This window comes from Pseudoalteromonas sp. PS1M3 (assembly GCF_016865405.1).
GTDB lineage: Bacteria > Pseudomonadota > Gammaproteobacteria > Enterobacterales > Alteromonadaceae > Pseudoalteromonas > Pseudoalteromonas marina.
This window is the reverse complement of record NZ_AP022625.1, coordinates 372,680-389,484: the sequence shown is the minus strand read 5'-3', so window position 1 is coordinate 389,484 and position 16,805 is coordinate 372,680. Positions and strand designations below refer to the sequence as shown.

The following is a 16,805-nucleotide window of genomic DNA, read 5'->3' as shown; positions in this document are numbered from 1 at the left end:
TAAATTTTAAAACAAAAAAATGGCTGCACATTGCAGCCTTTCTTATATATTTATGAGTTCAAAAATAATACAAACTTGTTATTTACCTTCGTTCTCTTTTGGTGTCATTATAGAAACTAAATTTAACAAATCAATAATAGTACCTATAAAGGGATTTATAATGAAATATATAATTACAACACTAACTTCACTGTTTCTTTTAACTGCATGTTCGACAACACCTCTAGCTGATAGCCCTCACTCTACGCTTATAATGCCGAGTCCTCCGGAATATCCAATTAAAAACGCCCGTGAAAAGATAGAAGGTAGCGTGACAATGTCTTTTGATGTAGATACATCTGGTAAGCCAATTAATATTAAGGTGATCAAAGCTGAGCCTGTTAAAACTTTTGATAAAGCTGCAATTCGCTCTCTTTCTAAATGGCGTTACGCACCTAAAGTAGTTAATGGTATTGCAGTAGTTGATGAAGACTTAGAAATGACTATAGATTTCAATTTAGAAAAATAATAACTAACTAAAACAAAAAAGGCTGCACATTGTAGCCTTATTTATATACCCAAAGATGCATCTTTAATTAAAATAAACTAAGTACGATAAAGTACTTTAATAACATGCCAGCCAAATTTAGTTTTAACTAGGTGTGGCTCTAAAATAGCGCCATTAAAGGCTATTTTGTCAAACTGCGGAACCATTTGCCCGCGTCTAAATTCACCTAAGTCACCGCCTTTTTTACCCGATGGGCACGACGAATACTTTTTAGCTAAGGTTTGGAACTTTGCACCTTTACCTAATTGCTTAATAATGTCTTCTGCTATTTCTTTGTGCTTAACCAATATGTGGAGTGCGTGCGCTGTACTTGCCATTTCAAAGCCCTAGTAATTTAAAACGGGGCGATTTTAGCACAGCCCCTGTTTGAGAGCATCTAATTGATTTTATAAATAGTGAAGTTCGTCACTTTTAGAAGGGATACGGCAATACTGATATTTTCCAAATAAGGTATAACGGTTTAGAGCAATTTTATCGTACAGCCAATTATTAAAGGTGTTTGGGAAAACACTAAAAATAGTGGCTAGTTTGTAAGGGTAACCAAGCTGCTTCACTACTTCAAAAAAAGCGTGACTTTGTGTGAACACTTTGCCGTTTTGTAAGTACACCATCGAAGCGTATTGGGTAGTTGAAAAACCAAAGTGAGTTAATAGCAGTTCACCTTTTGGGGATTGCACGCTGCATAGTTTAAAAATGGCATTGGTATCGTTACTAATTATAAAATTACACCACGCACTACATAATTTACACTGCGCATCGAATAATATAATTTTTCGATTACGCATTAGTGTGACTGCATTTTCACTCATTTATTTTCCTTAAGCGATTAGTGCTGGACCGGCTTTTTTTGTAACTTACGTTGCAATGTGCGTCTATGCATATTTAATTGCCTAGCTGTGACCGATATATTGCCATTATTACTGTGTAGCACTTGCTGAATATGCTCCCATTCTAAGCGTTCAGGCGACATAACAGCATCATCAATACTCGTTTGAAGCTCACTTTTTTCGTTATTAAGTGCTTTTAATAATGTTGCCATATCAATAGGTTTAGTTAAATAATCGTTTGCCCCTAAGCGCATTGCTTCAACCGCAGTGGCAATGCTAGCAAACCCAGTTAATAAGACTATATGTGTATTATCTAATAAGTTGCGCAGTGGCTTTATAAGCAATAAGCCGTTGTCGTCCCCAAGTTTCATGTCCAATAAAATTGAGTCGGGTACTAATTGGCGCGCACGAAGTAACGCATCACTTTGGTTATGCGCAACATCACAGGTGAAGCCTTGCTTAGTTAAACGCCTAGCAAGCGTACTGGCTAAATTTATATCATCTTCAATTATTAGTAACTTCATTATGCTGTTTGCTCGTTATTAATAATGGCTAACTTAACCTTTGCTACGGCACCGCCTTCTTTATGGTTAAATAAGGTTAGTGAGCCATTTAGTCGCTCAAACGTGACGTTAGATAACAACACGGCCAAACCCATGCCTTGTTCGCTAGGCATTACCTGCCCCCCTAGTTCAGCTAGTTGTGAGGGCGTAAACCCATCGCCAAAATCACGGATTAATAAATCTATACATTGATCTTGCTGGTCAAGCTCCCAGCTTAACTCAAGCTCTGTTTTACCTTGTTTTTGATTTGCTATAGCCGCATTTTGCAACAAATTTAATATAGCTGGTAACAACATTGCGTCACTTAAAAGAATCGCATTAATGGAAGGTGTAGACCATTTAATTTGTTGACCGGGGTATTGTAATAAAAAGGTATCGTTAATGGCTGTTTGTAATTGCGTTATGGTTATTTGATCTTTAGCATTGTTAACCCGTATTTGCTCCGATAGCGCTCTAAAACTATTAAGTTGCTCTCGACATTGCTCAAGTGGGGTTTGCATCTGTTTAACTATAATATTGTTTGGTTGCTCCTCTAATAGCTCTTCAAACAACAGTTGTAAGTTAGCTATCGGTGTTGCTAACTGATGAGTTATTTGTGCTGCTGCGCCATCAAGCGTTACTAACTGCTCATTTCGTAGTTGTTTTTCTCGGGCTTTGGCAATGACGCGTTCGCGATCTTTTAGTGCACGGCTCATGGCCCCTATCACAAGCGCTATTACACTGGTACTTAAAACAAAGTTAACCCACATGCCAACAAAGTGACCGCTCATGTTCATTTGATGCATACTGTGATCGGGCATGTTTATTAACAAAAAGCTGTATGCAGCAATGGCAAGCAAAGCTATGTAGGCTAAGCCTTTTTCACGTAGCGTTACCGCTGCTATCATAATAGGCAGTAATAATAACGACACAAATGCATTAGTTGCGCCGCCACTTAAAGAAAGCAAAACAGTTAAAAACAAAACGTCAGCAGTGAGTTGCATCAGCATAACCGAGGGTTTAGCGTGGCTAACGTGTCGGTAAGCAAATAGACTGACTAATTGAAACGCAACTTCTAAAGCAATAACACCAAGTAAGGGCAGTAATGCCAATTGGTAATCAAGTAAAAAATAAACACTTAATACTGCAATTAGTTGTACTGCAATAGCGCCGCTTCGTAGCATAAGTAAACGGCTGATAGTGGGATCAGTTTGCATTAACAAAACAATGATTTTCCAATTTAATATATAAAAATGAGTTGAGGTAAAACGTTACTCGTCGTCCATTGAAATTGTAAAAGCAGCGCACGGTGTGCCTTGATGAAACACCATTTGCCATTGCTGTGCGCTATTTTTACGCCATAACGACATGCGAAGTGAATAATTAAATTCGGCACGTGCCGAACGTCTATACGCTGCTTGATAACTTATTTGCGCCACATCTATACTCAACATTCGGCCTTTAAAATGCTGATTATAAAACTGCGGCACCACCTCTGTGGGTAGGCGTGTGAGTACTTGGTATTTATTAAACGACGTGCCATTAGCAGCAATTTCGATAAACTCATCATCGAGTAAAGCGTCGAGTGCACGCTCTGATTGGCGAACTTCAGGCTCAAGTAATTGACGCTCAGCCTCAATTAAATGATTAAACAACGACGCTTTAATTTTGCTGCTCATGTGCTTCCCTATTGCTTGTAAATTTGCCCTGCTTTCATAACAAATTGCACGTTTTTAAGTACGTTTATGTCTTCAAGTGGCGAACCATTTACGCTGATAATATCTGCTTGCTTACCAACACTCAAGTCGCCTAACTGATGGCTTTGCCCTAACAATTTAGCAGCATACACTGTGGCTGACTTTATTGCATGCGCCTCACTCATTCCATTATCAACCATTAAACCAAACTCGTTTGCATTAAGACCATGACGCGATACACCCGAGTCGGTACCAAAGGCAATGTTTACCTTGTTTTTGAGCGCTAACTTAAACGATGCCTGCATTTTAGGCGTTACTTCTCGCACTTTATTCGCAATTGCCACTGGCATATTAGGATTAGTAAGTACCTCTTCACTTACCGTGGCACCAGCAAGCAGTGTGGGAACTAAATAGGCCTGCGTTTTATTGAATAAATCGACTGTTTTTTTATCTAAATAAGACCCGTGCTCTATTGAGTCAACCCCAGCTCTAAGCGCTGCTTTAATTCCTTCTGTTCCGTGGGCATGCGCTGTTACCTTTCGCCCTAAATGATGCGCTGTATCTACAATAGCTGACAGCTCATCATCAGTGAGTTGTTGATTCACTCCCGCTGCGGTATTACTCAACACACCACCCGTTGCAGTAATTTTAATTACATCAGCACCACTTTTAATAACTTCTCTCACAGCACGGCGGCAATCGTCAGCGCCATTACAAATGCCTAATGTCGTTTTAAAAACATCGGTTATGTCTTTTCTGTAGCCATGCATATCAGCATGACCGCCGCTTGGCGATATTGTATTACCCGCTGCAAAAATACGAGGCCCTGCAATGTCTTGTCGTTCAATTGCGCGTTTTAACGGAAAAATAACTTGATAGTCGCTGCCTAAATCACGCACCGACGTAAAGCCGGCATCAAGCGTACGCTGTAAATATTTAATAGAACGAAGCGCATAATCGGCTTCATATTCTGTAGCCCAACGGTGTGGGTTTGCTTTAGCGTCACGTTCAAAAGTTACATGTACATGCATATCAATCAAACCTGGCATAACAAACTGGTTTTTTAAATTAACTATTTCAGCATCGGGTAAATTAAGTACTGACTTTGATACATAACCGTCTTTAATAGCCGTTATTTTGTCATTGGTAACAACTAAGGTTTGTTCTTTTTTTAATGCCTGCTCAGGTGCTACAAGTAAACTACCTGCGTAAATGATTTTAGAGTGTGCTGCGTTTACATTATTAACGAACATTGCCAATACAATTGACGATAATGTTGTGAGTGCTGTTTTCATACATGCTCCTTTTTTATACTAGCTTTACTCTAAAAAACCTTTAATAGCGAATATTTACGATACAAAGCATGCTATAAACTAGTCTTATAAGTCGAATTTTGGTATAACTTGCCGGTAATAAATTGAAGTTATACCACCTTAAGAGAACACACTATGCCATACGCACATATCACTGGTTGGGGCAAATGCATACCACCAGCAAGTATTAGCAACGATGAAATTAGCGAAATAGTTGATACCACCGACGAGTGGATCACCACGCGTACTGGCATCAAATCTCGCCGTGTAAGCCATGTAAGCACGGCAGAGCTGGCAACTGTTGCAGCAAAACACGCACTTGCTTGCGCAGGTATTGACGCAAAAGACATTGATCTTGTCATACTTGCAACCTGTACACCTTCAACAGTTGTTGCAAATACGGCATCCCAAGTGCAAAAAAATATTGGCGCAGCAGGCGCAGCCGCCATGGATACGAATGCTGCGTGTTCTGGCTTTTTATACGCATTACAAGCTGCTACTGCGCAAATTCAAGCAGGCATGATCAAAAAAGCGGTCGTTATTGCTGCTGAACGAATGACTTGGTATGTAAACTGGGCGCGCCGCGACAGTGCAGTACTATTTGGTGATGGCGCTGGTGCTGTTGTACTAGAAGCTGCAGAAACACCGGCAGGTTTACTTGGCACTAAAACAGGGTGCGATAGTGAAGACCGCGACATTCTTCATATTACTAACTTTGGTAGTGATTTGAACAAATATGAACCCATTGGCCCGTCTGATCTGCTATTTGAAGGCAGAGAGATATTCAAGCGTGCCGTAAAAGGTATGAGTGAAGCCTGTGACGACGTTCTCGAGCAAGCTAATCTAAGCCTAGACGACATAAACGTACTAGTACCACATCAGGCTAATTTACGCATAATTCAGGCAATCCAGCACCGTTTAAAAGTACCTGATGAAAAAGTAATGGTTAACATTGCAGATTATGGCAACACATCAGCTGCAACCATTGCTATTGCGCTATGTGAAGCAGTTGAACAAGGGTTAATAAAGCCTCATTCAAATATTATGTCTGCGGCTTTTGGCGCGGGTTTAACATGGGCTGCAAGCTACATAAAATGGGGCGAACGTGTAACTCCAATTAGCGTTAGCGACGCACAATTAGCACCTTGCACCCAAACAGGTTTAGAGCTTGTGGCGCCAGCTGTAAAAGCATGTAAAGACGCTGAATGAGCTTGCTTTAAAAACGTATAATTAAACGCACTTTTTAGTGCGTTTTTTATTTAAGGAAGATAAATTTATGGAGCTTTTAGGTATTCATCATGCTGCAATTATTTGCAGTAATTATCCTCGCTCTAAACATTTTTATAGTGAAATTTTAAAACTCAACATTATTAACGAACATTATAGGGAAAAGCGTAATTCGTATAAGTTAGACTTAGCAATGCCTGATGGTAGTCAAGTTGAGTTGTTTTCGTTTGAGGGTGCGCCCTCAAGGCCTAGTTACCCGGAAGCACAAGGCTTACGCCATTTAGCGTTTAAAGTCGACAATGTAACTAAAGCAAAAGAATATTTAGAAAGTAAAAGTGTGGCAGTTGAAGAGATTAGAATTGATGAAATTACAGGTAAAAAATTTACTTTTTTTGCCGACCCAGATGATTTACCGCTAGAGCTATATGAAGTTTAAGCTTCATATAGCGCTAATGTTTTACGGGTAATTAATGATTAAAGCGGTTTTGCAAATAGTTAAACACGGCTCTAATGCCAAGTGCTTCACCGCCAGCAGGGCGACCTGGCAGCGCACGTAAATTCCATGCCATCACATCAAAATGCACCCAAGGCGTGGTTGGCTCTACAAATTCTTTTAAGTAAAGTGCGGCGGTAATTGCGCCACCAAATGGTGTACTTGCACTATTAGCCATATCTGCGACATCACTTTTCAAAAATCCACGATACTGCTCAAATAAAGGCAACTGCCAAACAGGGTCATTCACACTGATTCCTGCATCAATTATACCATTTGCTACATCACGCTCTGTAGAAAAGAAACCAGGTAACTCAGTACCTAACGCTACACGACATGCACCTGTTAATGTTGCAAAATCAATAATAAGCTCCGGATTATCGTTTTGTGCTTCACTTAACGCGTCACACAAAACTAAACGCCCTTCAGCATCCGTGTTATCTATTTCAACCATAATACCTTTGCGCGTTTTTACAACATCGCCCGGGCGAAATGCATTTCGCGACACCGCATTTTCAACTGCCGGTACTAATACTCTCAAACGGACAGGCAATTTAGCAGCCATAATCAGCTGAGCTAATGCAATAACATGCGCAGCACCGCCCATGTCTTTTTTCATATTACGCATACCATTGCTTGGCTTTAAGTCGAGCCCGCCAGAGTCAAAACACACACCTTTACCAACAAGCGTTATTAGTGGCGCATCATCTGCTCCCCACTTTAAATCAAGCAAACGCGGTTTATTCTCGCTTGCACGACCTACCATATGAATAGTTGGGTAGTTTTGCTCTAACAATTCATCGCCTATCCATTGTGAAAAATCACCGCCATGAGTTGAAGCCAAATCTTCCATCACTTGCGATAAATGTTGCGGCATCATATCGACGGCAGGCGTGTTTACTAAATCACGCGCTAAAAAAATAGCTTCCGCTTGCTGCTTGATACGCGTGTAAAGCTGTTCATCGCCAATACACAACTCGGCTTTAACAGTCGGTTTTTCTTTGTATTCACTAAATTCGTAGCCACCAAGAACAAATCCTAATGCCACAAACTCTATAAACGTATCGTCACCTTGAATTTGATAACTACCCACTGGTAGCGTATTGGCCAAATTGCCAGCAGCCCAAAAGTCGTTTGGGCTTTGCATTAAACAAATTACTTGGGACAACTCCCCGGAATTGCTATCGGGAATTAATGCTAAACCTTGCTTTTCAAAGCCTGTATTGTTTAGCCAATTTTGAATAAATGTAGGCTGCTTTGCTTGCCAATCAGAGAGTTCGCTTTTAAGAATAAATGATAAAGGAATACCAGAAGATGTATTGCGAAGTAATGCACTCATTAAATAGCTCATAATTTGTAAAAATTGTTCTTACGAGCATATCAATAAGCACTATTAAAAGGTATCGCTAATTGTCGGGTTTTTAGTGTTATTTATTGTGTATATTTTTTTTAACTGATTCTTGATGCGATTGTTCTATTTCGTTATCAAGTTCTTTTATTGATTTATTAATGCTAAACGAGCTGGGCAATACATCCACCCCCACTAACCGCCCTAACTTAACAACAAGTGGAATAGTAACGGGTGAAAAAGGAAGCACAGCAAATACGCCCAATCCAAGGCCTTTTAAAATATCGACAAACTGCTCATTCGCTCGTTTAAGCTCTGCACTATTTGTTTGCCCTTGTGTGTAACGCTTGTATATGGCCAACATCTCTTTAGTTTCTTGTTTTTCTTGTGCAAGTGCAATTTTAAGCGCCACCATAGCACGACGAAAACGAAGCTGTTGACGCTTTTTACTAATTTTTACTACACGCCAAGGAGCACGGTGAATAACTTTATATAATCGCATTTCTATATTTTCACACATGCTGTTGGGTTAACAAAGAATAATTTACTTGATTATGACTATACTTTATCCTTTGCACCAAACTAGTGCCAAAAAGTATTAACTATGACTGATTTAACAACTCAAATTCCACAAAAACCTGAAAAACCAAAATCTGATGAATGTTGCGGCAGTGGCAATTGTTATTCATGTGTGTGGGATGAATATAGAGAAAAATTAGCAACATGGAAATTAACAAATTTGCAAACTAAAACAAAAAAACAGGATGACATTTAAAAAGCCAACCTCGAAAACCCCTTCCCCACCTGCATTAATATTCCCAATTACATCTTAACCTGCACACAAATGGTTATAAGTAGCACTAAAATGCACCACCTTTGGATTTTTTACCTAATTAAAGTTTTGTTATTTAATAGTTAATTAATAATTGCTCTTGTTGTTTTTTATGTATAGTCTGTATTCAGGAGTTAACAGAAGGTGAGTATTTACGCTCTTTTGATTCGATACTTCAATCGCGTAAAACCACTCTGTTCGTTCCACAATTATGATTAAGGCGTGCTTTAAAGTACGCCTAAAACAAAATTATTCTAACTGGGGAAATTTAGAATGAAATTAAAAAATAATACGCTAAACCAAGCGATTAAATTTGCATTAGCCACAACCACCGCCGGATTATTCATCTCGGGCTCTGCAATAGCAGCAGATGAACAAAGCGAAGTTAAAGTTAATAAGAATGTAGAGAAAATTGCTGTAGTAGGTACGCGTTCAGCTCCACGTTCAATTGGTGATTCACCCGTTCCTATTGATATCATAGGTGGCGAAGAGCTAGAAAAGTCAGGTAACACTGACATGCTAGAACTTCTTAAAGGCTCAGTTCCTTCTTTCAACGTTCATCAAAACCCTATTAGTGATGCAGCATCACTAGTCCGCCCTGCTAACCTTCGTGGTTTACCATCAGACAGCACGTTAGTACTTTTAAACGGCAAACGTCGTCACCGTGCATCTGTAATCGCATTTCTAGGCGGTGGTATTAACGATGGTGCACAAGGCGCCGATATTTCAGTTATTCCTAGCATTGCAATTAAACAAGTAGAAGTACTTCGTGACGGTGCAGCCGCTCAGTACGGTTCTGATGCTATTGCAGGTGTAATGAACTTCCAATTAAAAGACGCTTCAGAAGGCGGTAAGTTTGAAGTTCGTAAAGGTCAATATTTTGAAGGCGACGGCGATACTACTCAAATTTCTGGTAACGTAGGTTTACCGTTTACAGACAGTGGTTTTGCAAACTTAAGCTTCCAATACAAAACAGCAGATGCAACGAGTCGTTCAGTTCAACGCCCAGATGCAGCAGGTTTTGCAGCAGCAGGCGTACCTGATGTTTCGTCTCTTGCTCAAGTTTGGGGTGCACCAGAAGTTGATGACGATATCTCACTTTTTGGTAATGTAGGCCTAGACTTAACAAACAACTCACAATTTTACATGTTTGGTAACTACTCTGAGCGCGATGTACGTGGTGGCTTTTACTATCGTAACCCGCATACTCGTTCAGGTGTATATTCAAACGATGATGGCGCAACACTCCTTGTTGCAGACCTAACTGACGACATGAGCGGTAACTGTCCTACCATTTCAATTACAGATGGTAATGTATTAGACGACCCGGCTTACGTAAACGGCGTAGCTAACAACCCAGATTGTTTTGCATTTAACGAAATGATCCCGGGTGGTTTTACACCAAACTTTGGTGGCAACATCACTGATACCTCTTTAACCATTGGTACAAAAGGTGAATTTACAGACGGCTTCATGAAAGACGTATTGTATGATTTAAGCGGTACTGTGGGTTTAAATGAATCACGTTACTTTATTTACAACACGGTGAATGCATCTTTAGGCCCAGACACACCGCGCGACTTTAGCCCTGGTAAATATGAGCAGTTAGAGAAAAACTTTAACTTAGACCTATCTAAAGGCTACGACTTTGGCCTAGCATATGATGTGAACGTAGCCGGTGGTTTAGAATGGCATGAAGAAACATTTACAATCATCTCAGGTGATGAAGCATCATACACTGCGGGCCCATTAACAGCGCAAGGTTTTGGCATTGGTTCAAACGGCTTCCCTGGATTCAAGCCGTCGCAAGCAGGTGAGTTTACACGCCGTAACTACGCAGCATTTGTCGACGTTGAAGCACCATTTACAGAAGACTTCTTAATGGGCTTAGCGCTTCGCTTTGAAGACTACGACTCGTTTGGTAGCACAACAAACTACAAATTAATGGCTCAGTATCATGTAACTGAAGATCTAAATATTCGTGGTTCAATTAGCACAGGTTTCCGTGCACCAACCGTTGGTCAAGCAAACGTAAGTAACGTTCAAACAAACTTAAGTGATGGTGTGTTAAGAGATTCTGCATTATTACCACCAACAAACCCTGTTGCTGTTCAACTTGGTGGTACGGAGCTACAACCTGAAGAATCGCAAAGTTATACATTTGGTGCAGTTTATACAATTGGCGATTTGTTCCTAACTGTTGATTACTACAACATTCAAGTTGAAGACCGTATCAGTCAATCTGAAAAAATTACGCTTAGCCAAGCTGATAAAGATACACTTTCAGCTGCGGGTGTACCTAATGTTGAAGGTCTTGCGCAAGTTAGTTTCTTCACTAATGACTTTGATACAACAACTCAAGGTGTTGATGTTGTAGCTAATTACACAGCAGATATTTTAGGTGGCAGCTCTACATTTAGCCTTGCTTACAACTGGAATGAAACTGAAGTAACTAAGTTCAGTGATATTACGGGTGAGTTTAAAGTTAAACGCCTAGAGGAAGACTTACCTAACCACCGTGCAACACTTACGTGGGCACAACAGTGGGAGTCAATCTCTGCGTTTACTCGTCTTAACTACTATGGCGAATATCAAGGTGTTCACGTTGATTACGATGCAACAGCTAAAACAGCAGACGCATCTGTAACGCTTGATGCAGAAATTACGTACTTTGTGAACGATTCAATCAGCTTCTCTGTAGGTGCACAAAACTTACTTGACCAAGATGCTGAAAAACTTGATTTCCAAGATGCAACGGGTATCCCAAATAATAACTGGGGTGGTAAATACTACGAAACATCTCCTTACGGTATTAACGGTGGTTTCTACTACGCTAAGGCCACGTATACTTTCTAATTTTTAGAATGAAAGCATTAAGGCGAAATGTTAAGACATTTCGCCTTTTTTATTTTATAGTAAATAAAAAATAAAATGCCCCACTATGCTACTAGATAAAGCCAACAAACTACTCGAACAAAACAAGCTCAAAGAAGCAGAGTTTCATTACAAAACATTACTTGCTACTGAGCCCGAAAATGGCGAAGCCTTATTTGGTTTAGGTAAAATAGCACTAAGACTAGAAAAGTTTGATGCCGCAGTTTATTTACTACAAAAAGCCTGCGAACGTTTACCGCACATGTTAGAACCGCTTCACGCATTGGCAGACGCTTTTAATGGTGTTAATTCACCACAGGACGCACTTACCGTATTAGAATATGCAAAAAGCCTAGCAAGCCATAACCCTGAACCACATTATTACTTAGCCCAGCATTATTTAACACATGGTGATTTGGATAAAGCGCACACAACATTTGCACACGCATTGAGTATGGGCTTATACCCTGTCACAGCCTATATTTTGTTTGAATTAGTACAACTTGGCCGTTTTAATAAAGAACACAATTACATTAGTAATTTGCATCACTTAGTAACTCAAACTAACAACCTACGTCTTAAAATGGTGTGTTACTACGCATTAGGCAAAAGTTACGATAAACTAAACGATACAGATCAAGCTTTTAACTATTTTGAGCTAGCAAATACGCTACAATATAAATTAAGTACGTTTACAACCAAAGAGCTTGACCCTTTTTATGATCAGATCATTAAATTCAATACTCTTGATTTATTGGCTACACGTGAAGAAGACTTTTCCGCAACAATCACGCCTGTATTTATAATTGGCATGCCAAGAAGCGGGTCAACTCTACTAGAGCAAATGCTTATAAGTCATAGCGAATGTTCAAGCCTAGGCGAAAACACGAGTATTAGTAATAATGTTGTTGCCTTTTTAGAGCAAAAAACCAAAACTCCGTATCCTCAGTGCTTAGCCAATTTAACGCCTAGCCTAATTAATCAAGCTCGTAATATTTATATTGATACACTAAAAACAGCGACACCGTTAAGGCCGATTATTATTAATAAGCTACCAAGCAATTATCAATCGCTCGGGCTGATTTATATTTTATTTCCAAACGCTAAGTTTATTAATTTATCACGTAACGTTAATGCCACAGCATTTTCTGTATTTAGTAATTATTTTGCTGAGAACGAGCCGTACTTTTGCTCTTTAACTGAATTTAAGCACTACCATGGCTTATATGAAAAACTAATGACACATTGGAATACTTTAAGATTACCTGTGTTTAATTTAGCCTATGAAGACTTAGTAAATAATCCTAAAGACCAATTAAATACTCTTTTTGAGTTTTTAGGGTGTAAATATGAGCAAAACTGCTTATCGTTTTACAATCAAAAAAGAGCCGTCACAACACTGAGCAAACAAGCTGTTCGCCAGCCAGTAAATACAAATGCCGTTAGTAAATGGGAACGATACCAAGTCCCCTTGCTCAAGCTAATGAACAAGGGTGACTCTTAAACCATTGAAGTAAATCGTTAAATTGCTCTTTGCGGGCTATTGGATGAGTTAACATATTTATGTGGTCGTAATCTATACGGTGTCCATGGCGACGACCATAAATACGCATTTGTTGGATACCAGGGCCAGATTCATCAATAAACCTTTGAATATCAATAGGCTGCGCTAATGCTTTATCTTTAACCGCTGCAATATGTAGCGTAGGTGGCAAATGAAGTGAACGTAGTGCTTTTGCATAATCAAAATTATCATCTGAATCAACCCAAGGCTTTTTTTTAGCCCACTGCATGCTTTGATAATGCGACTTTTGGGTTTCATCGTCACTTCCCCACTTTAAGCGCTTTGCAGGTAAATACCCGTGCTTTTTAGCAAGTAATGGCGCCATAAAATACCAAATAAAATTAGCTTGAAGTAATTTTTTTGGATGATTATTAAACAGTGAGCGTTTTGAACCAAAGTAAACACATGCTTTTACATCATCAATATAATGTGGAAAGCGTGCAAATACGCTATTCATTAAAACGCCACCCCACGAATGGGCCACCCAGTAATCTGGTTTAGAACCTTCGAGCTGCTCAATTTTATTAATAAACGCGGGAATATCTTCTAATATAGCTTCGGTTTGCCCATAGGCAGCAGATTTAGATATAACAGGCTTACTTTCTCCGCGCCCACGCAGATCAGCGACATAGCAACGATATCCGTGCTCAGCTAAAAATGGAGCAAGACCTTTATTACTATGTGTATAAAAAATTTTGCCATTTTCGACTGCACCATGCATAAAGAATACGATGGGACCATTTTGTTGTTCATCGGATATTTTGCGTAAATGCAGTGTTTGTTTATCTGCTAAATTTATAGTTATTGATTGTTGAGAAATGGCCACGCTTAATCCTTATTGTTACCCTAAACTCATCGTACCAGTATTTTTAAATATGCCAAAGTAATTGTCTGCACTTTAATTACGAGGATTTGTTACAATTAACTATTGATATAGATTGCTAAAATAAATTCATGACTAAAAATACACCACGTGCAAAACTACACCCACGCAATCAGCATAATAACGGTTACGATTTTAACTTACTAACAGCTGCGCTGCCGGCTTTAAGCCCTTATATAGTTAACACGCCTGCAGGTACTAAAAGTATTGACTTTGCAAATAATAAAGCAGTAAAAACACTCAACCAAGCGCTACTCAAAGCGCACTATAATATTGAATTTTGGGATATTCCCGAGCACAACTTATGCCCACCAATACCAGGGCGAGTAGACTATATCCATCACTTGGCCGATCTATTAAGCGAAGATAATAAACAAACAATCCCTCAAGGTAAGCAGGTTAAAGTACTTGATATAGGTACTGGTGCAAATTTAGTTTATCCATTAACAGGGACGAGTGAATATAACTGGCACTTCACTGGCTCAGATATAGACCCTATCTCGGTTAAAATAGCCAAGCAGATTGCACAATTTAATGCCTTAAAAATAACGGTTAAGCTGCAAAAAAAACCGGCTAATATATTTAAAGGTGTTATAAACCAAAAAGATTTATATCACTTAACGCTTTGTAACCCGCCATTTCATGCAAGCGAACAAGAGGCAAAAAAAGGAAGTGAACGAAAATGGAAAAACTTAGGAAAAGCGCCCAGTAAAACGCTTAACTTTGGTGGTAACAACAACGAGCTTTGGTGCGAAGGTGGTGAAGTACAATTTATTACAACAATAATTGCAGAAAGTGAAGAATTTGCACAACAAGTATTGTGGTTTACATCTTTAGTATCAAAAAAAGACTCACTTAGTGCACTTGAAGCAAAGCTAAAAACATACCCAATTGCGGAATATAAAATTATTGATATGGCTCAAGGGCAAAAAGTTAGCCGATTTCTTGCTTGGAGTTACTTTGATAAAGAGACGCGTGAACAAATTTGTAATGAACTTGATTAAATAAGAAAAAGGAAAAATATGATAGATTTTCGTTCAGATACGGTCACCAAGCCAACAAAAGAAATGCGCGATATCATGTACAGTGCACCAGTCGGTGATGATGTTTATGGCGACGATGAAAGTGTAAATAACCTAGAGAACTTCGCTTCTACTCGTTTTAATTTTGAAGCCGCACTTTTTTGTAGCTCTGGAACACAAGCAAATTTACTTGGTTTAATGGCACACTGTGAACGTGGGGACGAATATATTTGTGGCCAAAATGCGCATAATTATAAATTTGAAGGTGGTGGTGCAGCAGTTCTAGGCTCTATACAGCCACAACCGATAGAAAACGAACAAAACGGTTCCATTAATTTCAATAAAATAGCCGCTGCAATTAAACCAGACGATAGCCACTTTGCAAAAACGCGATTACTAAGCCTAGAAAATACCATTGGCGGTAAAGTACTTAGCCTAGAGTACCTCGCCCAAGCACGGGACTTTGTTAATGAGCATAATTTAGCTCTGCATTTAGATGGCGCACGTGCGTTTAATGCATCAGTTGAGTTAGAAGTTGATATTAAACAAATAACGAAACATTTTGACTCTGTGTCTATTTGCTTATCTAAAGGGTTAGGTGCACCGGTTGGATCATTATTATTGGGGTCGTCTTCGTTGGTAAATAAAGCTAGGCGCTGGCGTAAAGTACTTGGTGGTGGAATGCGACAAGCCGGAATGCTCGCTGCTGCGGGGCAATATGCGCTTGAAAATAACATAAGTCGCTTAAAAGACGATCATGCTAATGCGCGCTACCTAGCTGAATGTTTAAGCTCACTTGAAGGCTTTAACGTAGATATGAGTAATACGACCAATATGGTGTATGCATATTGTGATGAAGATTTTAATATTGTAGATATAGCTGCGAAGCTAAAACAGCAAGGTGTTCTAATAAGCCCAAGTAAACAACTCAGGCTAGTTACGCATTTAGGGATAACTCGAAAAGATATAGACACCTTTATTAACGCGTTATCGGCCCATATTTAAAGCGGCTTTGTAATGTTTGCGGCATACCGATACATAACGATCGTTGCCGCCAATTTCAACTTGATTACCATCGGCAATGGCATCACCATTTTCATCGGTACGTAATACGTGATTGGCTTTGCGCCCACAATGGCACACCGTTTTAAGCTCAATTAATTTATCAGCCCAAGCTAGTAGGTATTGAGAGCCAACAAACAACTCACCTCTAAAGTCGTTTCGTAAACCGTAGCAAAGCACAGGAATGCCTAACTCATCTACTACATCAGTTAACTGCATGACTTGCTCTTTGGATAAAAACTGACATTCATCGACTAATATACAATGGCGCTTTTTTTCATTGTTAAGCAATTGAATCAACTCATACACATCTTTACTTGCATCAAATACATGTGCATCTGCTTGCAAACCTATTCGAGACGAAACCTTGCCAACACCTTCTCTATCGTCAATAGCTGCAGTAAGGATAACTGGCTCCATACCTCGCTCTTTATAATTAAAAGCCGATTGTAATAAGGTGGTAGATTTTCCCGCATTCATTGCAGAATAGTAAAAGTATAATTGAGCCATGATGGTGCCAAGTTACAAAAAGTGCGCTTATGCTACCCTAATATGCACTGAATACCAATTTCAA

At 39.3% G+C, this 16,805-nt stretch carries 18 protein-coding genes; 8 read left to right on the top strand and 10 right to left on the bottom strand.

Annotation, left to right across the window (positions count from 1 at the left end):
• The first annotated feature begins 160 nt into the window (after nucleotides 1-160).
• Nucleotides 161-508: an energy transducer TonB gene (locus PS1M3_RS18475; protein ID WP_006791652.1), complete on the top strand. Its 348-nt coding sequence runs from the start codon at nucleotides 161-163 to the stop codon at nucleotides 506-508.
• Nucleotides 509-585: 77 nt separating this feature from the next.
• Here the strand turns inward: PS1M3_RS18475 and PS1M3_RS18470 are convergent, their stop codons facing one another.
• The 6 genes from PS1M3_RS18470 to PS1M3_RS18445 all read right to left on the bottom strand — a co-directional run bounded on the left by PS1M3_RS18470 (nucleotide 586) and on the right by PS1M3_RS18445 (nucleotide 4,908).
• Nucleotides 586-864: a peptidylprolyl isomerase gene (locus PS1M3_RS18470; protein ID WP_004588770.1), complete on the bottom strand. Its 279-nt coding sequence runs from the start codon at nucleotides 862-864 to the stop codon at nucleotides 586-588.
• A 69-nt stretch (nucleotides 865-933) separates the two neighbouring features.
• Nucleotides 934-1,356 carry a thiol-disulfide oxidoreductase DCC family protein gene (locus PS1M3_RS18465; RefSeq protein WP_010556759.1) on the bottom strand — a complete coding sequence of 141 codons (423 nt, stop codon included), beginning with the start codon at nucleotides 1,354-1,356 and terminating at the stop codon, nucleotides 934-936.
• Nucleotides 1,357-1,373: 17 nt separating this feature from the next.
• A complete protein-coding gene (locus PS1M3_RS18460) occupies nucleotides 1,374-1,898 on the bottom strand; it encodes a response regulator transcription factor (RefSeq protein ID WP_203987391.1) in 525 nt (174 codons plus the stop codon).
• Nucleotides 1,898-3,133 (bottom strand): ATP-binding protein, encoded by a 1,236-nt coding sequence (locus PS1M3_RS18455; protein WP_203987389.1) that lies wholly within the window; start codon nucleotides 3,131-3,133, stop codon nucleotides 1,898-1,900. Before PS1M3_RS18455 ends, PS1M3_RS18460 begins: the two co-directional genes overlap by 1 nt.
• A 54-nt stretch (nucleotides 3,134-3,187) precedes the next feature.
• Entirely contained in the window at nucleotides 3,188-3,595 is a 408-nt protein-coding gene (locus tag PS1M3_RS18450; protein ID WP_008126189.1) for a DUF4440 domain-containing protein, read from the bottom strand.
• An 8-nt stretch (nucleotides 3,596-3,603) separates the two neighbouring features.
• On the bottom strand, nucleotides 3,604-4,908 hold the full coding sequence (locus PS1M3_RS18445; protein ID WP_203987387.1) for an amidohydrolase family protein: 1,305 nt from the start codon (nucleotides 4,906-4,908) through the stop codon (nucleotides 3,604-3,606).
• 153 nt (nucleotides 4,909-5,061) lie between these two features.
• On the opposite strand from PS1M3_RS18445, the gene PS1M3_RS18440 reads away from it, so the two are divergent.
• Both PS1M3_RS18440 and PS1M3_RS18435 read left to right on the top strand, forming a co-directional pair.
• Nucleotides 5,062-6,135: a ketoacyl-ACP synthase III gene (locus PS1M3_RS18440; RefSeq protein ID WP_203987385.1), complete on the top strand. Its 1,074-nt coding sequence runs from the start codon at nucleotides 5,062-5,064 to the stop codon at nucleotides 6,133-6,135.
• A gap of 67 nt (nucleotides 6,136-6,202) precedes the next feature.
• Complete coding sequence (locus PS1M3_RS18435) at nucleotides 6,203-6,589, top strand: VOC family protein (RefSeq protein WP_203987382.1); 387 nt, start codon at nucleotides 6,203-6,205, stop codon at nucleotides 6,587-6,589.
• A gap of 31 nt (nucleotides 6,590-6,620) precedes the next feature.
• Here PS1M3_RS18435 and PS1M3_RS18430 read toward each other — a convergent pair whose 3' ends face one another.
• Together PS1M3_RS18430 and PS1M3_RS18425 are read right to left on the bottom strand one after the other, a co-directional pair.
• On the bottom strand, nucleotides 6,621-7,985 hold the full coding sequence (locus tag PS1M3_RS18430; RefSeq protein ID WP_138739613.1) for a M17 family metallopeptidase: 1,365 nt from the start codon (nucleotides 7,983-7,985) through the stop codon (nucleotides 6,621-6,623).
• A gap of 88 nt (nucleotides 7,986-8,073) precedes the next feature.
• A complete protein-coding gene (locus PS1M3_RS18425; RefSeq protein WP_033018928.1) occupies nucleotides 8,074-8,496 on the bottom strand; it encodes a hypothetical protein in 423 nt (140 codons plus the stop codon).
• Nucleotides 8,497-8,598: 102 nt separating this feature from the next.
• Here PS1M3_RS18425 and PS1M3_RS18420 point away from each other — a divergent pair, with 102 nt between their 5' ends.
• The 3 genes from PS1M3_RS18420 to PS1M3_RS18410 all read left to right on the top strand — a co-directional run bounded on the left by PS1M3_RS18420 (nucleotide 8,599) and on the right by PS1M3_RS18410 (nucleotide 13,204).
• Nucleotides 8,599-8,769 carry an oxidoreductase-like domain-containing protein gene (locus PS1M3_RS18420; protein WP_203987379.1) on the top strand — a complete coding sequence of 57 codons (171 nt, stop codon included), beginning with the start codon at nucleotides 8,599-8,601 and terminating at the stop codon, nucleotides 8,767-8,769.
• Between the two features lie 330 nt (nucleotides 8,770-9,099).
• Nucleotides 9,100-11,682, top strand: a complete 2,583-nt coding sequence (locus PS1M3_RS18415) for a TonB-dependent siderophore receptor (RefSeq protein ID WP_203987376.1) — start codon at nucleotides 9,100-9,102, stop codon at nucleotides 11,680-11,682.
• Between the two features lie 85 nt (nucleotides 11,683-11,767).
• A complete protein-coding gene (locus tag PS1M3_RS18410) occupies nucleotides 11,768-13,204 on the top strand; it encodes a sulfotransferase (protein WP_203987373.1) in 1,437 nt (478 codons plus the stop codon).
• On the opposite strand, the gene PS1M3_RS18405 is transcribed toward PS1M3_RS18410, so the two are convergent.
• Complete coding sequence (locus tag PS1M3_RS18405) at nucleotides 13,176-14,090, bottom strand: alpha/beta fold hydrolase (protein WP_203987371.1); 915 nt, start codon at nucleotides 14,088-14,090, stop codon at nucleotides 13,176-13,178. The genes PS1M3_RS18410 and PS1M3_RS18405 overlap by 29 nt on opposite strands.
• Before the next feature lie 128 nt (nucleotides 14,091-14,218).
• Here PS1M3_RS18405 and rlmF point away from each other — a divergent pair, with 128 nt between their 5' ends.
• Nucleotides 14,219-15,151: a 23S rRNA (adenine(1618)-N(6))-methyltransferase RlmF gene (rlmF, locus tag PS1M3_RS18400; protein ID WP_203987368.1), complete on the top strand. Its 933-nt coding sequence runs from the start codon at nucleotides 14,219-14,221 to the stop codon at nucleotides 15,149-15,151.
• Nucleotides 15,152-15,169: 18 nt separating this feature from the next.
• On the top strand, nucleotides 15,170-16,174 hold the full coding sequence (gene ltaE, locus PS1M3_RS18395; protein WP_203987365.1) for a low-specificity L-threonine aldolase: 1,005 nt from the start codon (nucleotides 15,170-15,172) through the stop codon (nucleotides 16,172-16,174).
• Here the strand turns inward: ltaE and PS1M3_RS18390 are convergent.
• Nucleotides 16,157-16,741, bottom strand: a complete 585-nt coding sequence (locus tag PS1M3_RS18390) for a thymidine kinase (RefSeq protein WP_006791636.1) — start codon at nucleotides 16,739-16,741, stop codon at nucleotides 16,157-16,159. The two genes, ltaE and PS1M3_RS18390, sit on opposite strands and share 18 nt — an antisense overlap.
• Nucleotides 16,742-16,805 lie beyond the last annotated feature (64 nt).